This is a genomic window from Alkalihalobacillus pseudalcaliphilus (assembly GCF_028610675.1).
GTDB classification, from domain to species: Bacteria; Bacillota; Bacilli; order Bacillales; family Bacillaceae_D; genus Alkalihalobacillus; species Alkalihalobacillus pseudalcaliphilus.
Genome location: NZ_JAQQWS010000003.1, coordinates 69,444 through 86,785, shown reverse-complemented (window position 1 = coordinate 86,785; position 17,342 = coordinate 69,444). Strand labels below are relative to the sequence as shown.

General features: G+C 38.4%; 17 protein-coding genes. 12 read left to right on the top strand and 5 right to left on the bottom strand.

The window, feature by feature from the left end; translation table 11 throughout:
- Positions 1–56: 56 nt before the first annotated feature.
- Positions 57–929: a LysR family transcriptional regulator gene (locus PQ479_RS08930; protein WP_047989871.1), complete on the bottom strand. Its 873-nt coding sequence runs from the start codon at positions 927–929 to the stop codon at positions 57–59.
- 124 nt (positions 930–1,053) lie between these two features.
- Between PQ479_RS08930 and PQ479_RS08925 the strand changes: the two genes are divergently transcribed.
- Together PQ479_RS08925 and PQ479_RS08920 are read left to right on the top strand one after the other, a co-directional pair.
- Entirely contained in the window at positions 1,054–1,836 is a 783-nt protein-coding gene (locus tag PQ479_RS08925; RefSeq protein ID WP_273716939.1) for a class I SAM-dependent methyltransferase, read from the top strand.
- 120 nt (positions 1,837–1,956) lie between these two features.
- Positions 1,957–2,334 carry a VOC family protein gene (locus PQ479_RS08920; RefSeq protein WP_047989869.1) on the top strand — a complete coding sequence of 126 codons (378 nt, stop codon included), beginning with the start codon at positions 1,957–1,959 and terminating at the stop codon, positions 2,332–2,334.
- A gap of 481 nt (positions 2,335–2,815) precedes the next feature.
- Here the strand turns inward: PQ479_RS08920 and PQ479_RS08915 are convergent, their stop codons facing one another.
- Positions 2,816–3,496, bottom strand: coding sequence for an SGNH/GDSL hydrolase family protein (locus PQ479_RS08915; RefSeq protein WP_047989868.1), 681 nt, complete (start codon positions 3,494–3,496; stop codon positions 2,816–2,818).
- Between the two features lie 149 nt (positions 3,497–3,645).
- Between PQ479_RS08915 and PQ479_RS08910 the strand changes: the two genes are divergently transcribed.
- Positions 3,646–4,032 carry a hypothetical protein gene (locus tag PQ479_RS08910; RefSeq protein WP_273716938.1) on the top strand — a complete coding sequence of 129 codons (387 nt, stop codon included), beginning with the start codon at positions 3,646–3,648 and terminating at the stop codon, positions 4,030–4,032.
- Between the two features lie 81 nt (positions 4,033–4,113).
- Here PQ479_RS08910 and PQ479_RS08905 read toward each other — a convergent pair whose 3' ends face one another.
- Both PQ479_RS08905 and PQ479_RS08900 read right to left on the bottom strand, forming a co-directional pair.
- Positions 4,114–5,457, bottom strand: a complete 1,344-nt coding sequence (locus PQ479_RS08905; protein WP_047989866.1) for a TrkH family potassium uptake protein — start codon at positions 5,455–5,457, stop codon at positions 4,114–4,116.
- Positions 5,441–6,109, bottom strand: coding sequence for a potassium channel family protein (locus PQ479_RS08900; RefSeq protein ID WP_047989865.1), 669 nt, complete (start codon positions 6,107–6,109; stop codon positions 5,441–5,443). The genes PQ479_RS08905 and PQ479_RS08900 overlap by 17 nt, the downstream gene beginning before the upstream one ends.
- Before the next feature lie 236 nt (positions 6,110–6,345).
- On the opposite strand from PQ479_RS08900, the gene PQ479_RS08895 reads away from it, so the two are divergent.
- The 3 genes from PQ479_RS08895 to PQ479_RS08885 all read left to right on the top strand — a co-directional run bounded on the left by PQ479_RS08895 (position 6,346) and on the right by PQ479_RS08885 (position 8,975).
- Positions 6,346–6,831 (top strand): GNAT family N-acetyltransferase, encoded by a 486-nt coding sequence (locus PQ479_RS08895; RefSeq protein ID WP_047989864.1) that lies wholly within the window; start codon positions 6,346–6,348, stop codon positions 6,829–6,831.
- A 1-nt stretch (position 6,832) separates the two neighbouring features.
- Positions 6,833–8,266, top strand: coding sequence for a YcdB/YcdC domain-containing protein (locus PQ479_RS08890; RefSeq protein ID WP_047989863.1), 1,434 nt, complete (start codon positions 6,833–6,835; stop codon positions 8,264–8,266).
- 127 nt (positions 8,267–8,393) lie between these two features.
- The gene (locus tag PQ479_RS08885; RefSeq protein WP_047989862.1) at positions 8,394–8,975 is read left to right on the top strand and encodes a PepSY domain-containing protein; all 582 of its coding nucleotides are present in this window, start codon (positions 8,394–8,396) and stop codon (positions 8,973–8,975) included.
- A 483-nt stretch (positions 8,976–9,458) separates the two neighbouring features.
- Here the strand turns inward: PQ479_RS08885 and PQ479_RS08880 are convergent, their stop codons facing one another.
- Positions 9,459–10,532, bottom strand: a complete 1,074-nt coding sequence (locus tag PQ479_RS08880; protein WP_047989861.1) for a polysaccharide deacetylase family protein — start codon at positions 10,530–10,532, stop codon at positions 9,459–9,461.
- A gap of 454 nt (positions 10,533–10,986) precedes the next feature.
- On the opposite strand from PQ479_RS08880, the gene PQ479_RS08875 reads away from it, so the two are divergent.
- The 6 genes from PQ479_RS08875 (at position 10,987) to PQ479_RS08850 (ending at position 17,251) form a co-directional block, all read left to right on the top strand.
- Positions 10,987–11,790, top strand: a complete 804-nt coding sequence (locus PQ479_RS08875; RefSeq protein ID WP_047989860.1) for an MIP/aquaporin family protein — start codon at positions 10,987–10,989, stop codon at positions 11,788–11,790.
- An 18-nt stretch (positions 11,791–11,808) separates the two neighbouring features.
- The gene (gene glpK, locus PQ479_RS08870; RefSeq protein WP_047989859.1) at positions 11,809–13,299 is read left to right on the top strand and encodes a glycerol kinase GlpK; all 1,491 of its coding nucleotides are present in this window, start codon (positions 11,809–11,811) and stop codon (positions 13,297–13,299) included.
- Positions 13,300–13,561: 262 nt separating this feature from the next.
- A complete protein-coding gene (locus PQ479_RS08865; RefSeq protein WP_053070476.1) occupies positions 13,562–14,980 on the top strand; it encodes an OmpA family protein in 1,419 nt (472 codons plus the stop codon).
- Positions 14,981–15,120: 140 nt separating this feature from the next.
- On the top strand, positions 15,121–15,474 hold the full coding sequence (locus tag PQ479_RS08860) for a hypothetical protein (RefSeq protein WP_047989858.1): 354 nt from the start codon (positions 15,121–15,123) through the stop codon (positions 15,472–15,474).
- A 98-nt stretch (positions 15,475–15,572) separates the two neighbouring features.
- Positions 15,573–17,042 (top strand): protein adenylyltransferase SelO, encoded by a 1,470-nt coding sequence (locus tag PQ479_RS08855; protein WP_047989857.1) that lies wholly within the window; start codon positions 15,573–15,575, stop codon positions 17,040–17,042.
- A gap of 68 nt (positions 17,043–17,110) precedes the next feature.
- Positions 17,111–17,251, top strand: a complete 141-nt coding sequence (locus PQ479_RS08850; RefSeq protein WP_069187727.1) for a YpzI family protein — start codon at positions 17,111–17,113, stop codon at positions 17,249–17,251.
- Positions 17,252–17,342: the final 91 nt, after the last annotated feature.

Sequence of the window (17,342 nt, the reverse complement as noted above, 5' to 3'; positions counted from 1 at the left end):
AGGATTTTTCCAGGCGTTTTTTCTCAGGTGTTTATCAGATATTTACTTGAAATGGTTCAAACTTGCTCAAAACTCAAGCCTTCTTTTTTATACGTTTGCAGCATCGTTAAGAATGCTTGAACTTGTGGAAGTTGTAAGGAATGTTCATCATATGAAACCCATGTCTCGCGGTAGATCGTTTCCCCTTTTTTTTCTAAAGGAATAAACGTATACTCCTCTTCATTTAGACCTGTCATCGCCAGTCCGGGCAGGACAGTTTTACCAATTCCATTAATAAGGAGCTGCTTGGAGGTTTCCATTTGATCGACTTTTATTTTTGCTTTAGAGAGGTATTGTGGATTTTTGATTAACCATTCTTGAACGATTAAATGAAAGCTAGAGTCCGTTTGAAATTCTATCATTGGTTTTGGCGATTCAGGTTTTGACTTTTTTTCAATTAAAAATAAAGGGTCCTTAAGTAATAGAAAGCTATCCCCTATAGGTGGTTTTTCTCCACGGATGATTTGAAGATGGAAATGGTGAACGGAATGGATAATATCGCTAGAATGACCACTCATGAGCTCTAGTTGTACCTTGGGATAAGAGTGGAAGAATCGCTGTAAAAGAACGGGTAATAGATGTTGAGCTACAGTGGAGGAGACACCTAAAGACAACGTGCCTCCAACTTCATCTGATTCTGAAGCGAGTGAAAGGGCGACCTTTTTTTCTTGATCGACAACGCTTCGGGCGAACTGTAAAACCTTTTCTCCACTTGGAGTTATAAGGAGTTGTTGGGAAGTTCTTATGAATAATGTTTTTCCCCATTCCTGCTCGATATTTTTAAGACGTTGGCTTACAGCTGGTTGTGAAACAAGCAGAAGTTTGGATGCTCCTCGTACGGTTTTGGCTTCTTCAAGGGCAACGAGCAGGCGATAATCATCAATTTTCATGGTGATTTCCTTTCTGTATAAGTTTTTCTTATTGTATTGTATTGAAAATTTGTATTATTCTTATTCTCTCATGTTTCGTACAATAACACTAGGAAGAGTTGGTGGAAATGAAAGGAGTATGATTATGAATAACGAACAAATCAAAAAAGATGTGCAGGAACAATTCGGTAAGAATGCTCAAAACTATGTAACGAGTCAATCACACGCAAAAGGAAAGGATTTGGGTAAGTTATTAGAAATTAGCGAGTGCAAGAGTAACATGAGTGTACTTGATATTGCAACAGGTGGTGGTCATGTAGCCAATGCTTTAGCCCCACTTGTTAAACATGTAACGGCGCTTGATTTAACGAAAGAAATTTTAAAAGCTGCTGAGTCTTTTATTACTAGTAATGGTATTAAGAATGTTAGTTTTATAGAAGGTAGTGCAGATGAATTGCCATTTGATGAAGCTGTCTTCGATATGATAACGTGCCGAATTGCCGCGCACCATTTCCCTGAGGTCCACTCCTTTTTAAAAGAAGCTTATCGAGTGCTGAAGCCTGGCGGAATTTTTTTATTAATTGATAATGTTGCACCAGAACAAGACGACTTTGATCACTTTTACAACTGGGTTGAAAAAGCACGTGACTATAGTCATCAAAGAGCTTACAAAAAATCGGAATGGTTGAGGATGACAGAGGAAGTTGGATTTGAATTAAGGGAAATGCATCGTTTTGAAAAGGATTTTCATTTTGAGACGTGGTGTGAAAAGATGTCTGTTTCTGTTGATAAGAAAAAGGAATTAACTAATATATTCTTGAAAGCATCAGGAGAAGTGAAAAAGAAATTCTTGGTCAGAGATGATGATAGCGATCAAATTGAATCATTTCAAGGGCAATCAATCCTAATGAAGATGTTTAAGGTTTGAATTGTGGTGACGTTAGGAGGAAAAATCGATGCTGAAAAGAAAGTACGGAAATCGAGCGAATTGGGGTAGGGTACTGGAACGTCATTATCAGCAGAGCTTGGAAAAGGAGGGAGAGTTATTGTGATTCTAGGACTACATCATGTTCAGATTACGATACCAAAAGGAACAGAGGAAATGGCTCGGGCTTTTTATTGTGATGTATTAGGCTTAGTGGAAAAGGAGAAACCAGAATCTTTACAAGGTAGAGGGGGATTCTGGCTAAGTGCTGGTCATCAAGAGGTTCATGTTGGTACCGAGGACGGTGTTGAAAGGTTAGATACCAAAGCACATATTGCTTATTTGGTAGAGGATATCGAGTATTGGAAAACGTGTTTAAAGAAGAAGAAAATTGACATGCTAGATTCAATTCCTATTCCTGGCTATAAACGTTTTGAATTTAGAGATCCATTTGGTAATCGGGTTGAGATGATACAAATGATAAACTCTAGTACTGATTGATGTATGGGCGTGACTAGCTAATTCTATATGAGAGTTACTTAGGGCGATAGTTCGTGCCTTGAAGTTAGCCTGGTCATCGGTTTCCTTGAGTAACTGACACGTAGGTGTTTAATGTGCAGATACTGAGGCGGAACCACGTACAATAAGCATAAAGGGGCGTTTAATGTGCAGATACTGATGTCAAACTTTGGAGTAACTACACAAAAAGGCTGAACATGTCAGTTACTCGAAGGGCATGATGTCACAATGAGCTCTTGAGCTTAATGATTAGTCGTAACCTGTAAAACTGGAAGTGAACTTGGCGAGATTTAGTTCATCACTCAATGAACTTTATACAAAAACCTGCATGGTGGAGCCAAAACTGCTCCACCACCAACAAAGATGAAAGTGGTGTTTGGAACTTTAACTGTTGGCACGTCATTCAATTAGTTTTTGTTCATTAAATGAATAGTGTTAGATTGCCCACATGGAAATGTGTTTTTTATTTGATGAAATATTTGTATGAACATTTGCTTGGTAAGAATGGGGAGAAGCCTGTTAGAAACAGAGCCTCTGCCATGGCTTGATAGCCACAATCGTTTGGGTGCTGACCATCACAGGATAGATAGTTGTGTAAATAACTCTTAAAGAGAGAATAAGTATCAACGATTTGTACTTGTTTATTTAATTCAAGCGCATACAAGCTTTTGTTGAATTTTTGGATAATAGAGTCAAAAATGGCCACATTTTCATAAGGGTTATATAGATTAAATATTCGGATCATATAAGGTTTCGGGCACATTTTTTTTATTTTAGTGATGGTGGAAATGATTGCTTGTAAACAGTGGAATACTTGTTGGCTCACACTCTGTAGAGGTGCCAATGAACCAAAGATTTGAGCTTTTTCAAATGCATCTAAAAAGTCGCGACTACCTGCCGTAATAGTGATGATGTCTGCTTGATATATTTGTTTTTCGTACATTTTGTTACAGTTAATCATTTTAAAAAGTTGTTGAGTGGTCGAGCCTGTCTTAGCAATCATACATATTTGAACAGGTCGATTGAGTGTTTCTGCAACAAATTGAGAATAAGGTCTTACAAATCCTAAGTAGTCACCATTCCGATTACGGGAGGAACCGATTCCTACGGTAAGTGAATCGCCAATTGCTACATATTGAATCATTTGAAAAATCCCCTTTTTCTATTAAACTATTCGGAGCAGGACAACAGAGTAACGGCGCTTGTCCGTAGCCAAAAAATATTGTACTGGCAGGAATTTGTTCGCCAATAAGAGAATACTATGGAAAAGTTAATAGAAGAGGTGAGCCATCATTGATTCGCAAAAAGGGGTTCTATATGATTGTTGGTATTGTTAGTATCATGATTATTTTCGATACTTTCTTTTTTAAAGGTGAACTAGAGTTTAAGGAAGAAGCTATTCCTGAAGACGCCTTGGTAATAAATGGTTATGTTGTGGCGAAAAGATTCAGTTCTGTGTGGATAAGTGAGGAGCCTGTTCCCTTTTTCAAGCGAGTAGCTGGGTTTCTTAAAGGAAACTATGGGAGTTCAACGATTATTGTCACAAAGCATGAGCACTTTGAAGGTAGTGGTAGTTTAAGGAGTTTGAGTGTGAATCAGCCAATTCGAGTTTACGGTGATTATTTACGAGAGTCGTTCCCAGGTCAAATTTCTGCCTATGGAATAAAGGAGATTGAATAACGAAAACCACTGCCTGTACAATGATGTCTCAGACAGTGGTTTTTAAATTGAACGTAACGGTAATGATGCAAGCTTGAAAGCTTAACCAATTAATACATGATCCTCAGGATAACCAACTTTATTAGACTTTTTCTTAGTTGCTAATGCATAAGCAAGTGTTAGTGGTCCGAGACGCCCTACAAACATCGTTATCGAGACAATTACTTTGCCAATTGGTGATAACTCAGTCGTTAAGCCCATCGATAATCCAGTAGTACTGAAGGCGGAGGTTGCCTCGAAAAGAACTTCGAGGAAATGCTCTTCTAGCATACCTTCTGTAATCGTTAATAATAGGGCTACAAAAAGAACGCAGGCGAGTGAGCTCATGACGACTGCAAGTGCACGCATGACGGTTTCATTGGCAATCTTTCGTTGAAATACGTGGATTTGTCCACCACCCCGGAATGTATTAATGGTAGCTAATATAAGGACAACGAAGGTATTCGTTTTGATTCCTCCACCTGTTCCCCCAGAAGATGCGCCAATAAACATGAGAAAAATTAAAATCAGTTGTGAAGCAGAAAGCATACTATGAATATCGATCGTGTTAAAACCAGCACTTCGTGGTGTCGTACTTTGAAAAAGTGCTGCTGCTATTCGTTCTCCCCAAGTTAAATTCTGAAATGTTTCAGGATTCAAACTTTCAAGAACTAAAAGCAAGACAAAACCAATCACAATGAGTGCAGCTGATGTAGCTAAAACAATTTTGGTATGTAAGGAGAACTTTTTCCATGAACGCTTCTGAAAAAGCTCAACAATGACAATATAACCTAAACCACCGAAAATAAATAAAGTCATGATCGTCATATTAATGACAGGGTCACTCATATAACCGCTTAAGCTGTCAGACCATAATGCGAAACCAGCATTATTAAAGGCGGATACAGAATGAAAGAGGGCATAAAAGCTAGCTTGAGCTAAACCCATATCGGCAGACCATCTTATGGTTAAAATGATCGTTGCAATCAATTCAAAAATAAAGGAGATGAAAAAAATGTATAAGCTAAGCTGCAAGAGTCCTCTTCTAGATGTAGCTTGGGTTGTATGCTGTAAAACAATTTGCTGACGTAATCGGATTTTCTTTCCGAGTAATAAAGCAATCACGACACCTAAGGTCATAAATCCAAGCCCACCAATTTGCATGAGAATCATAATAACCACTTGCCCAAAGGTAGAAAAAGAGCTGCCAGTATCGATAACAGCCAAGCCATTCACACAGACAGCGGAGGTTGCTGTAAATAAGGCATCGAGCCAGCTTATAGATTCCCCAGCTGCTGAAATAGGTAATTTTAGCAAAAGTGTACCGACTGCTATAAAAAGTACAAAAGCAAGCAGAATGAGCCTAGGTGGACTTATATGCTTTTTGTACTTAACGCTTTCGCCCATATTTCTCCTCCATATGTTGGATATCCTGGTTACTTCCAAGCATTAGGAGAATATCACCATCTTGAATCGTGTTATCTGCCTTAGGGGAGACATTCATTGAATTTCCGCTTTTAATTGCCAAAATAGTTAATCCATACTTAGCTCTAATATTTAATTCACTTATTGTTTTCCCTCTCATCGATGAGTGAGCTGTCAATTCAAAGACATTATAGTCGGGTGATAGTTCGATATAGTCCACTAAAGTATCCGAGCTTAATTGTCTAGCTAAGCGAATGGCCATATCCCTTTCAGGATAAACGACATGATCCGCTCCAATTTTAGTTAATACTTTCCCATGAATCTCGGAGTTAGCCTTTACGGTAATTTTGGGTACGCCCATTTCTTTTAATAAAAGGGTCGTTAAAATACTATCTTGTAAATTGTCACCAATAGCAACGATTGCATGGTGAAACTCTTGGACCTGCAATTCATTAAGAACATCTTCATCTGTGCTATCACCTTGTAAGGCTTGAGTGGCGATTGAAGCCATATCTTCAACTAAGTTCATATCCCGATCAATGGCTAATACCTCATGTTTATTTTCAATTAGTGTTTTTGTCAAACTAGTTCCAAACCGACCTAAACCAATGACAAGAAATTGTTTTTTTTTCATTTGTTTATCCCTTCTAAATATCCACCAATAATTGACATGTGTTAAGAAGAATCATACAACTGTCAATTTTAGACGTCAATAGGCATTCAATTTAATGTAGGGGAGGAAGAGCAAATAATTAATAATGAAGCAAGAGGATCAAAATACATATTATTTGATAATTATGGTTGATGAAGGAGGAGAATGAATGAAAGGCTATGATAAAATGAAAGCAAAAGATTTAAGAGGGGATGACAATGGGGTATATATTGGAAGTAGCAAAAAAAACAGATGAAGAGATGCTTCAGCATTTAATGCAGTTTTACTTCTACGATTTTTCGGAATTTATGGATTTAGACGTTGAGAGCAGTGGCTTTTTTTCCGAATATCCGCTTCATGTCTATTGGCAGGAAGAAGGTAGATACCCTTTTAAAATTAGTTCTTCTAAGGGTAATTTGATCGGTTTTGCTTTGATTCGATATATAAAAGAGCGAAAAACTTATACGGTAGCCGAATTTTTTATGATGAAAAAATATCGACATCTAGGGTACGGGAAGGCTGTTGCACTAGAGCTATTTCAAAAGTTTGAAGGCGATTGGGAAGTTTTCCAAATTAATACGAATCAACCAGCACAACGATTTTGGAGAAAGGTAATTGCTGAACATACAAAAGGTGATTTTATCGAAAAACAATTCGAAAATAAAACCTTCCAAATGTTTAAAAGTGAGAGTGGGGATACATAAGATGTTGAGTTATGACGATTATTTACAAAAAGCTCAATCTATCATAAAGATTCCAGATTCATATCAATTATTAATTGAAGAAGTGCCAACAGTGGAGAATGTGTTAGATGAGGCTTGTTTTATTTGGATGGATGAGCATGAAGAAAATGGCGTTATTGTTAAGTTAGATAGGCAGGGTCATCTATTACGGGTGTCCAACGATATAAGAACTCTCTCTACGGTTCAATTAAATGAGCAGGAGCTAATGGAGCGTGCTCAATCTTTATTACTTACACATTACCCGTCAGCCCTCATTGAACTAACATTTACAAGTCAAAAGTGGAGAGAGGATCGAATTAGATTTGAGTATGAACGATATGCTTATGACATTTTATTGGAATCCTGTGGTGTTGTGATTGAATTAGCTCGTGATGGTGAAATGGTTAGCTTTGTTTATAATCAAATGAGCAGTTACCCAGACAAACCAAGTCATATAGTAGATAAGGAAATCGTTCTAGAGGAAATTTCTCGTTCGGTGGTTTTAAAACCAGTGATATCTCCACTATATGCGATCTTGCATCATGTCGACAATGATTCATTACGTCTTCTTTATCGTTTTTCAAAATATCCGATTAGTATCTATGCGGATCATTCAGAATTGTCATGGTGGGAAGAGTCAGAGGATGAGGGAGAAGAGAAGTTAAAGAACATTGTTTGGTCCAAAAAGAAGAGAAAGACGGATGTCACGATAGAAGAGATTGTCGGTATTTCCTTAGAGGAGATGGAAGTCATTCGTGAAGTCGACCATGCAGATGGAAAAGGAATCGTATGGCGCGATAAAGAATGGCAGCCGGTGAAGGAGCCGAAAAGTTTTGATACCTTTTTTAGGAATCGTTCAGAAGAAACGGTGAAAGCGATAATGGATCCAAAAACGGATAGATTACGTAGCTTTGTCTGGTTTAAAGAACGAGAAGGGGACTTGTGTTTAGATAAGCAGAGGTGTCTAGAAAAAGCCATTGAATTCATTGAACTTTATGCCCCAGAATACACACCTTATCTTTTATATAAGGAACGAGATGAGGAACTGTTATCCGTTGATGAGGAAACAGTAGCTACATTTTTATTTTCTTTGCATAACGGTACGGAAATTCCTGTTGAGCTTTCCGAAATGTTGGTCTCGATTAATCGTAAGAATGGTCAAGTAGAGCATTATATGAGTCCTACTATTGATCTTGATGAGCTATTGAGTTTACCAAGGCAGCCTACGATCTCTAAAGAGCAGGCAAAAGAAATATGGATGGAACATTTAGATGTAGAGTTAAAGTGGAGATTGGATTACGGAGAAGATAATCAACAGTCATTTAAACTAGTCTATGAAGCATACGAGCGGAAATCCGGGCATCGTATTCAATATATCGATGCATTAACAGGAGAAATGATTACACAAAGAGACTAACACATTAATGATATTTTTTATAAAGTCCCTTCAAACCCATTGAGAAATTTATGATCAATGGGTATTTATGATGTTTTGATTTTAGGTTTGTGTGGAAGACTAAAAAGAAAAAAGGGGTTTTATAATAATGAAAAAAGTTATGTTACTTATGATAGTAAGTGGTATGTTAGTTGCTTGTTCAAACCCAGAAGATGAAGTTTTGCGCACGCCAACTGATAATGTTGAAACGGATGGTATTAGCGATGTTCATGAAAAGCCCGATTTACTTACAGAAGAAATTGATGTTTCAATGGAGCGAGCTATTGAGATTTTTAATGAGCAATACTCGCCTGATGGTATTACTGAAATTGAGTTAGATAATGATCGTACATCGTTATATTATACGATTAAAGGAGCTAATTCCTCCAATGAGTTTGAATTAGAAATAGATGCACGAACAGAAGAGGTTTTAAAAGAAGAGCAGGAAGTACTCGATCAAAATGATTGGAATGAAGTGCAAGCAGAATTCTTAAACTTAGACTCTGTTATTCAAGCGGATGAGGCTATGCAGGTTGTTATAGATGAACAGCAAGGACAAATAGAGGGTTGGACGTTGAAAAAAGAGGATAATGTCGACATTTATGAAGTGGAACTACGCTTGGAAGATGGTTCAGATATCGAATTCAAAGTTGATGCTCAAAGTGGTGAAATACTAGCACGAGATGAATAACCAGTAGCATAAATGTCGGTCATGATCTGGATAAAGTGCGAATTGTAGAAGGAATCGAGGTATGCTTCAATGAAGCCGTGAAAATGGTGATCAATGCGGAGTAAATTGAATAACGCGGCAATGAAACTGTGAGAAGTGGGGTCCAATGCTGAGTAAAATGGGATACGCAGTCAATGAATCAGAAAAAAGAGGAATCAATGCGGAGTAAACCGAAATACGCGGCAATGAGAGGAAACAGAGGAGTCAATGCTGTGTAAATCGAAATACGTCGCTGAAGCTGTGAAAATGGTGAGCAATGCGAGGCAAATATAAATACGAGGCAATGAAGCCAGAGTAAGAGGCATCAATGCCAAGCAAGAACAGGCACATCTTCGCCACCATTAAGAATCAGAATGGTGTTTTATCCTTGAAGGGTAGCTATCACGTACATTGTACCCTAAAGAAGCACATATTGTCCGACAATATGTGCTTCTTTTTATGTGGTTAATCTGAATCCATTAATGTCTGCACCGTCACAAATGTGTAACCTCTCTTTTTTAACTCATCAATCATTTGTGGAAGGGCCTCGAGCGAACCATCTAATTGATGCTCCTCTGCTTGGAAATTATGTTGAAGCACAATAGAACCTGGAAAAGCGTTTGTCAAAACGGTTTCCAAAATATCCTCAGCCGGTAATCCGCTCCAGTCTAACGTATCAACCGACCACATTACATTAACAAGCCCTTTGTCATTAAAGAGACCGATATCAGCTTTCGTAAAAGCTCCATATGGAGGTCGAATAAGTGATGGTTTGCGGCCTACTGTATCTTGAATCAGTGATTGTGTTTTTTCAATTTCTAGTTGAACTTGCTCTGACCAGGTTTTAGTTAAGTTGGGGTGATTAAAAGTATGGTTACCAATGCCGTGACCTTCCTCGACAATCCGTTTCAAAATGTCGGGATGCTTTTGAACTTGCTTGCCAACAACAAAAAAGGTAGCGTGTACGCCTTTTTCTTTTAGAATGTCGAGAATAAGTGGCGTGTAATAGGTATCTGGACCATCATCAAAAGTTAAAGCGATAAAGCGGTTGTTTCTTGAACCTTGGGCAAAGTAATTAGGCTGTATGTCAATATTTGATTGAATAAAGGTCTTAGCAGATTGAGGCTCATAATGGCTCGTCATGCCTAGTTCTTCAATGACCGTTTTAAGTGGTACAAAAGTTTGGTCATCAAAGAGTATAGCTCCTGCCTTCAGCTTTTTTTCTTCCCAATTCTTTGTCTGTTCATTAAATGTTAGTAATGTTTTCTTATCCAGAGGCATTGAAAATGTTTGGTCATTCCCTTTAAATAAAACGGTCTGATATTCTTCATTCCAGTCGACTTGAGCTCCTGTTTCTTTAATGAATAATGAAGGAATATACACCTCGCCATCTCGCATTAAATAATGACTTTCAAATGGTTGGCCATCTACATAAAAGGTTGATTTCGCTAACATCGAGTCCTCTGCAGATACAGTTGAAACTAGCAAGAAAAGTAAACTAACACTACTAAGAAATGGAAACCAATATAATTTCCGCATGGGTATGTCTTCCCCCTCACAATCTTTGTCCAAAATTAGCCATTTAATTAGTTTTTCTCTTCATTAAGTATTTATGCATAGAATGATAAAATTTTAAAAAAGACAAATACGACCTATCTTTTCAAAAAGAAATATAGGTATTACGAACGTGCCTGTCATAAAGAGTGGGCAAACTCATACATTGTATTAAGGTGCGGAAATAAGCGGGAAGTCGGCTTATAGCAGCATTGAAAGAGACTGATAAAGGGGGGAATGAAAGATTATTCATGATGTTTGTCTATATATTAAAGGGGGAACAGAAGGTTAGTTGGGTACTTATATATGGAAGTTCTATTGAAAGCGTATTCATAGTTCCGTATAGTTGAATTCATTTTATTACTCATGAAAAGTTCTAGGATTAGTAAACGAGGACATGACGTTATGACAACAAACATCTAAGAATGGAGGTATTCGTATGTCTGCTTTTCTAGGTGAAGTAATTGGTACAATGATTTTAATTATTTTTGGTGGCGGTGTAGTTGCTGGTGCAAATTTAAAAAGGACATTCTCCAACAGTGGAGGCTGGGTCGTCGTTACACTGGCATGGGGACTTGCGGTGACAATGGGGGTTTTCGCTGTTGGTTCTATAAGTGGAGCCCATTTAAATCCGGCCGTAACACTTGGCTTGGCGGTAACAGGAGATTTTGCATGGGCAGATGTTCCACTTTATATGGTTGCTCAAGTTTTGGGAGCATTTATCGGGGGAGTGATTGTGTTTTTGCATTACTTACCTCATTGGAAAGCTACAGATGACGCTGGAGCTAAGCTATCTGTTTTCTCTACAGGACCTGCGATTCCACATACTTTCTCCAATTTACTAAGTGAGATGATAGGTACCTTTGTATTAGTCTTGGGTTTATTATTTATCGGAGCCAATAGCTTTACAGAAGGGCTTAACCCTATCGCTGTCGGACTATTAATTGTTGCGATTGGTATGTCTTTAGGTGGTACAACAGGATATGCGATTAACCCAGCGAGGGATTTAGGGCCACGAATTGCTCATTTTGTTTTACCTATTGCTGGAAAGGGTTCTTCCAACTGGAGCTATGCTTGGATTCCAATTGTAGGTCCTTTAATGGGTGGAGCATTAGGAGCTGTGTTTTATCAAGTTTTCTTCGTAGGTATGATCTCAACTATCACATGGGTTATATTAGGTGCAGTGGCTGCCATATTAATCTTAACGCTAATTTTTGGAAAAAAAGCGAGTGTATTAGCTTAAGGAAGGAGTTTTTTGATAATGGAAAAGTATATTTTAGCTATTGATCAAGGAACAACAAGTTCAAGAGCCATTTTATTTAATAAGGAAGGTCAAATTGTCCACACCGTCCAAAAGGAGTTCACGCAAATCTTTCCAAAACCAGGTTGGGTCGAGCATAATGCCAATGAAATTTGGGGTTCGGTTTTAGCGGTTATTGCTGGCGTTTTGTCTGAATCGGAGGTGAAGCCAAACCAAGTAGAGGCAATTGGCATAACGAATCAACGTGAAACGGCCGTGGTTTGGGATAAAGAAACAGGAGTCCCCGTTTATCATGCAATTGTTTGGCAGTCGAGACAAACTAGTGGGATTTGTGAAGAGCTAAAAGCGGCTGGTCATAATGACCTTTTTAGAGAAAAGACGGGGTTATTAATTGATGCCTACTTCTCAGGAACTAAAGTTAAGTGGATATTAGACCATGTGGATGGTGCAAGGGAAAAAGCAGAGAATGGACAGTTGTTATTTGGAACGATGGACACTTGGTTAATATGGAAGCTTTCGGGTGGGGCGGCACATGTAACCGATTATACAAATGCTTCTAGAACCTTAATGTTTAATATTTACGATTTGAAATGGGATGAGGAGTTATTAGACATTTTAGGTGTTCCAAGTTCAATGCTTCCAGAGGTCAAGCCTTCCTCAGAAGTATATGCCCATACGGTTGATTTCCACTTCTTTGGGCATGAAGTTCCGATAGCTGGTGTGGCAGGTGATCAGCAAGCTGCTTTATTTGGGCAAGCGTGCTTTGAAGAAGGTATGGCTAAAAATACGTACGGTACCGGTTGTTTTATGCTAATGAATACAGGAGCAAAAGCTGTTCCATCTAATCATGGACTATTAACTACGATTGCTTGGGGGTTAGATGGTAAGGTTGAGTACGCGTTAGAAGGAAGCATTTTTGTTGCTGGTTCGGCCATTCAATGGTTGCGAGATGGTCTTCGTATGTTTAAGGATGCCAAGGACAGTCAACAATATGCTGAAAAAGTTGAATCAACAGAAGGGGTCTATGTAGTTCCAGCTTTTGTTGGGCTGGGAACACCATACTGGGATAGTGACGCAAGAGGAGCTGTTCTTGGTATAACACGCGGGACAACAAAAGAACATTTTGTTCGAGCGACTCTTGAATCTTTAGCGTATCAGACGAAGGATGTATTATCGGCTATGGAGGCAGATTCAGGAATAGAACTAAAAACGCTAAGAGTGGACGGTGGAGCTGTTAAAAATGACTTTTTGATGCAGTTCCAAGGTGATCTCTTACATGTGCCAGTTGAGCGCCCAGAGGTCAATGAGACGACCGCTTTAGGTGCTGCGTATTTAGCTGGACTTGCGGTAGGATATTGGGAAAGTAAAGAAGAGATTGCCAAACAGTGGGCCATTGATCAATCATTTGAACCGGCGATGGCTCAAGACGTTAGTGATGAGCTTTATAAAGGCTGGAAGAAAGCGGTTGCCGCAACGCGAGCATTTAAATAACTTAGCAGAGGTGGTCACTAGTCAAATAGTGATCGCCTTTTTTTGAGGCTTACATAGAGAGTAACAGACAGAGATGACTCATTCATCCTATATAGGGATAAGGTCTATATGCAGAAACATATAAGGGTGACATTGGTTTCATTTTGAGTGTTTACACGTATATAATAAGTAAAATTCTGGTCGGAATATGGTAATATATTGAATGTTCTAATTGTTGTAAGTGATTTATACCGACCATATCATGACTGAAGGGAAGAGCAATATGAAAAGAACAATGTATATGATCACGTTCATACTATCTTGTATCTTATTCATCAATGGATGTAGTCAAGAAAAAGTTGAGCATACTGATGAAATGGAAGAAGAACGAATTGTTGGTGATAATGACCAAGTGAATAAGTCAAAGGAGGAATTAGACGAGGAATACGAAGTAACAACAACACTTGATAGTGATGTGGTGATTGATGGTACGTTCATTGTTGATGAAGATTCAATGAGAATAGAAGCGACTACCAATCTATTACCTGGAACTCGTGTAAAGGTCGATCGTTACATGGAACCGTTCCGTAATCGAATTGTGATGGGTATGTTAACAAATGACGATACAGAAGTATTGGAGGATGGTCGAATTATTGTAGAGATGGATAGTCCATCGGAATATCAAACAGGGAAATTTATAGAAGTGGCTCTTCAAGTAACACCTTCATCACAAACGAAAGAATTAGAGGAGATTTACGGGGAGAAGGGTGAGAATTTTACTGGACCATTGGTTTATCAAGATGAATTACTGGGAGAATTATATCAAAAAATATTTTTACCAATTTATGTGTTTGTTGAAGCAGAGCCCTTTGAAATGGATTTACCTAAGCCTGAACGTGACGATAAACCAGCCGATTATGGTGATACCGAAATATGGATTGACTACGAGTTAACGAATGACCATCAATTCTATTATATAGAAGGAAATACCAATTTGATTGAAGGTATTACGATTGCAGGGGGCTACTTTACCTCTAAGCATACGAATACGCCACAGTCATGGTATTTTAATCAAACGATGGTTGAACCGGATGGAAGCTTCAAATTAAGAATCGCTTATACATCTCAGTCACCAGAAGGGTATATTAGAGTTCAAAGTACATCAGGTTTAATAAGTAGACTTAGCCAACTAAAGAAGGAGACTTATGGAGAAAAATTTGAACGAATGTCTGGTGAATATGTGGAAGAACTTGATGATGGTTCAAAAGAAATTGCTTTTGAAATCGTACCAGATCCACCACAACTAGCAGTACCGGAGGAAACGAATTTTACTTCTAGTGAAGAGGAATTAAAGGTTGGGATGCCAGATGAGGTTTTATTCGAATTTGACAGTAGTGAGTTAAAGGCGGAAGCATCTGAAACTTTAGACGAAGTTATAAAGGTTTTAGAGGAACTTCCTGAGGGGACCGTCATTCACATTGATGGCCACACGGATAGCGATGGTGATGCTGATTATAATCAAGCTTTATCGGAAGCACGAGCAGCAGCGGTAGAGGCATTTATAAAAGAGCATAGCTCGATTCAGCACTTAGATATTTCGGCGTATGGATATGGTATGTTCAAACCGATAGATTCTAATGAAAATGAAGATGGCAAAGCTCGTAATCGACGTGTTGAAGTCGTTATTAATCCTTCAGAATAATGAAAAGCCAGCCTAATAAAAGGCTGGTTTTTCATTTACAAGCAGTAAATTGAAAATTAATTTTGAATATTATTATATTGTGAGTAGTATTACCTATTATTAAATGAAATAGTGCTTTAAAAGAGTGGAGAGGAAAGAATTTGAGGAAGTTTCATTTCGTTATACTTATCATTATAAGTGTTGTGCTTATTTTTAGTTATCACGAACAGAGCTCACAAGGAGAACTCATTGAAGAAGAAAAAATTTACGATGTGCAAGTAAGTGATGAATTGATAATTAGAGGTGTACAATTAGGCACGAACAAACAAGTGGCTTTGCAAAGATTTCTTTCTAATCAACCCATTATGAACCAATTACTATCTGTTACTTCCATACAATATCAAGAACATTCAATTGCCTTTGATGAAGAATCTGTAGTGGCGATGAGTACTTCCGCACAAGATTGGCAAACAACAGGAGGGCTCCCAATTCACGGCACAAACTATCGCCCATAAGTAACTTTCATATAAAAAAAATTATGTTACGCTATAAGAAGAAGCAATGGAATACTCGTCGTATTCTTTCTAAGTAAGGGATCATGGAAGGAGTAATTATGACAAATACAAACCAAAATAAAGCAGGGTGGCACTTAAGACAAAGCTACCTTTCATTACCAGAAACATTTTACAGCAAGCAAGAGTTGCAATCTGTAGAAGACCCACAGATTGTATATGTAAACGAGGACTTAGCAAAAGAGTTAGGCTTAGAAATAGAGCAGTTATATAAGGAAGGCTTACCTTATTTTTCTGGAAATAAAGCATTTAAAGGAATTCAACCATTAGCACAAGCATATGCAGGCCATCAATTTGGACAATTCACGATGCTAGGGGATGGTCGAGCGGTTTTACTCGGTGAACATGTAATAGAAGGAGAAAAGACAGTTGATGTTCAGCTTAAAGGCTCTGGTAGAACGGTATTCTCACGAGGTGGAGATGGTCGAGCGGCATTAGGTCCAATGATTCGTGAATTAATCATGAGTGAAGCGATGTATGGATTAGGTATCCCAACAACGCGAAGTTTGGCAGTCGTGACTACGGGTGAGCCTGTTTATCGAGAAAATGTGCTAGAAGGAGCAATTTTAACAAGAATTGCTAGTAGTCATATTCGTGTTGGAACATTTCAATATGCCGCAGCAAAAGGAATCAAAAAGGAACTTCAGGCGTTAGCTGATTATACAATAGCTAGACATGATCCACAGCTAGAACATCATGAACAAAAATATGTTGCATGGCTGAAAGAAGTGGTTCGAAAACAAGTTCAATTAATAGCAAAATGGCAGTTAGTCGGTTTTATACATGGGGTCATGAATACTGATAATATGGCTATCAATGGGGAAACCATTGATTATGGACCTTGTGCGATGATGGATAGCTACAATCCAGCAACCGTGTTTAGCTCAATTGATCGACAAGGACGCTACTCATACAGTAATCAGCCCTATATGGCAGCTTGGAATTTAGCAAGATTAGCTGAAGCGATGCTACCCTTGTTGGCTGAAAATGAAGAAGAAGCCTTAAATCAAGCCCAATCGATTATCTCGACATTTGGATCGCTATATGAAGCAGAATACTTGCAGGGGATGGGGAAGAAGCTTGGCTTATTCACTCTTGAAGAGGGTGATAAGGAGCTTATCCAAGGATTACTTACGTTAATGGAAACATTTGAAGCAGATTATACGAATACATTTCGATCCTTAACGTTCAAAACGCTTGAAGAAGGTAAGTTATTTCAAGCTGACCAGTTTAAGAGTTGGTATGAGATCTGGCAAAAACGTTTAATGAGGCAGGAGCAAAATGAAGAGATGATAAAACAGCTAATGCTTGAAAATAATCCTGCAATCATAGCCAGGAACCACATCGTTGAAGGGGTTATAGAAGCGGCAGTGGATAGAGGGCAAATGCAACCATTACTTGAGCTGCTTCAAGTGCTAAAAAAACCTTATAGTTCTACCTCTATTCCAGCTAAATATGCAAAAGCACCGGGCAAGGATTTTGATGGGTATCAAACTTTTTGTGGTACTTGAGCTTATAGACTCATCATATGAATAAATCAATGGACATAACCTCAACTTAACAGTAGGAGGTGTGTAAATTGGGAAGAGACCGACAAGAAAAAAAGTTACGGGAAAGCGGTAAAGTTGAATCTGATCGCGATGTTGGCTTGCGTTATAAAGGGGCGACAAAAATGTCAAGCTCTGAAGAGGCAAGACGGTTAAACGATGGTAAGAAGTAATAAATGATAAACACTTACGTTTTTTGGCTCATAGCACAAAAGCTATGAGCCAAAACTTTGCTGTGAATCCCGCTGCACTTATGCAACATTC

What these genes read in the sequence shown, in the direction of transcription:
- PQ479_RS08930 (WP_047989871.1), bottom strand. Translation starts at nt 929, where the DNA reads ATGAAAATTGATGATTATCGCCTGCTCGTTGCCCTTGAAGAAGCCAAA.
- PQ479_RS08925 (WP_273716939.1), top strand. Translation starts at nt 1,054, where the DNA reads ATGAATAACGAACAAATCAAAAAAGATGTGCAGGAACAATTCGGTAAG.
- PQ479_RS08915 (WP_047989868.1), bottom strand. Translation starts at nt 3,496, where the DNA reads ATGATTCAATATGTAGCAATTGGCGATTCACTTACCGTAGGAATCGGT.
- PQ479_RS08905 (WP_047989866.1), bottom strand. Translation starts at nt 5,457, where the DNA reads ATGGGCGAAAGCGTTAAGTACAAAAAGCATATAAGTCCACCTAGGCTC.
- PQ479_RS08900 (WP_047989865.1), bottom strand. Translation starts at nt 6,109, where the DNA reads ATGAAAAAAAAACAATTTCTTGTCATTGGTTTAGGTCGGTTTGGAACT.
- PQ479_RS08895 (WP_047989864.1), top strand. Translation starts at nt 6,346, where the DNA reads ATGGGGTATATATTGGAAGTAGCAAAAAAAACAGATGAAGAGATGCTT.
- PQ479_RS08890 (WP_047989863.1), top strand. Translation starts at nt 6,833, where the DNA reads ATGTTGAGTTATGACGATTATTTACAAAAAGCTCAATCTATCATAAAG.
- PQ479_RS08885 (WP_047989862.1), top strand. Translation starts at nt 8,394, where the DNA reads ATGAAAAAAGTTATGTTACTTATGATAGTAAGTGGTATGTTAGTTGCT.
- PQ479_RS08880 (WP_047989861.1), bottom strand. Translation starts at nt 10,532, where the DNA reads ATGCGGAAATTATATTGGTTTCCATTTCTTAGTAGTGTTAGTTTACTT.
- PQ479_RS08875 (WP_047989860.1), top strand. Translation starts at nt 10,987, where the DNA reads ATGTCTGCTTTTCTAGGTGAAGTAATTGGTACAATGATTTTAATTATT.
- glpK (WP_047989859.1), top strand. Translation starts at nt 11,809, where the DNA reads ATGGAAAAGTATATTTTAGCTATTGATCAAGGAACAACAAGTTCAAGA.
- PQ479_RS08865 (WP_053070476.1), top strand. Translation starts at nt 13,562, where the DNA reads ATGAAAAGAACAATGTATATGATCACGTTCATACTATCTTGTATCTTA.
- PQ479_RS08855 (WP_047989857.1), top strand. Translation starts at nt 15,573, where the DNA reads ATGACAAATACAAACCAAAATAAAGCAGGGTGGCACTTAAGACAAAGC.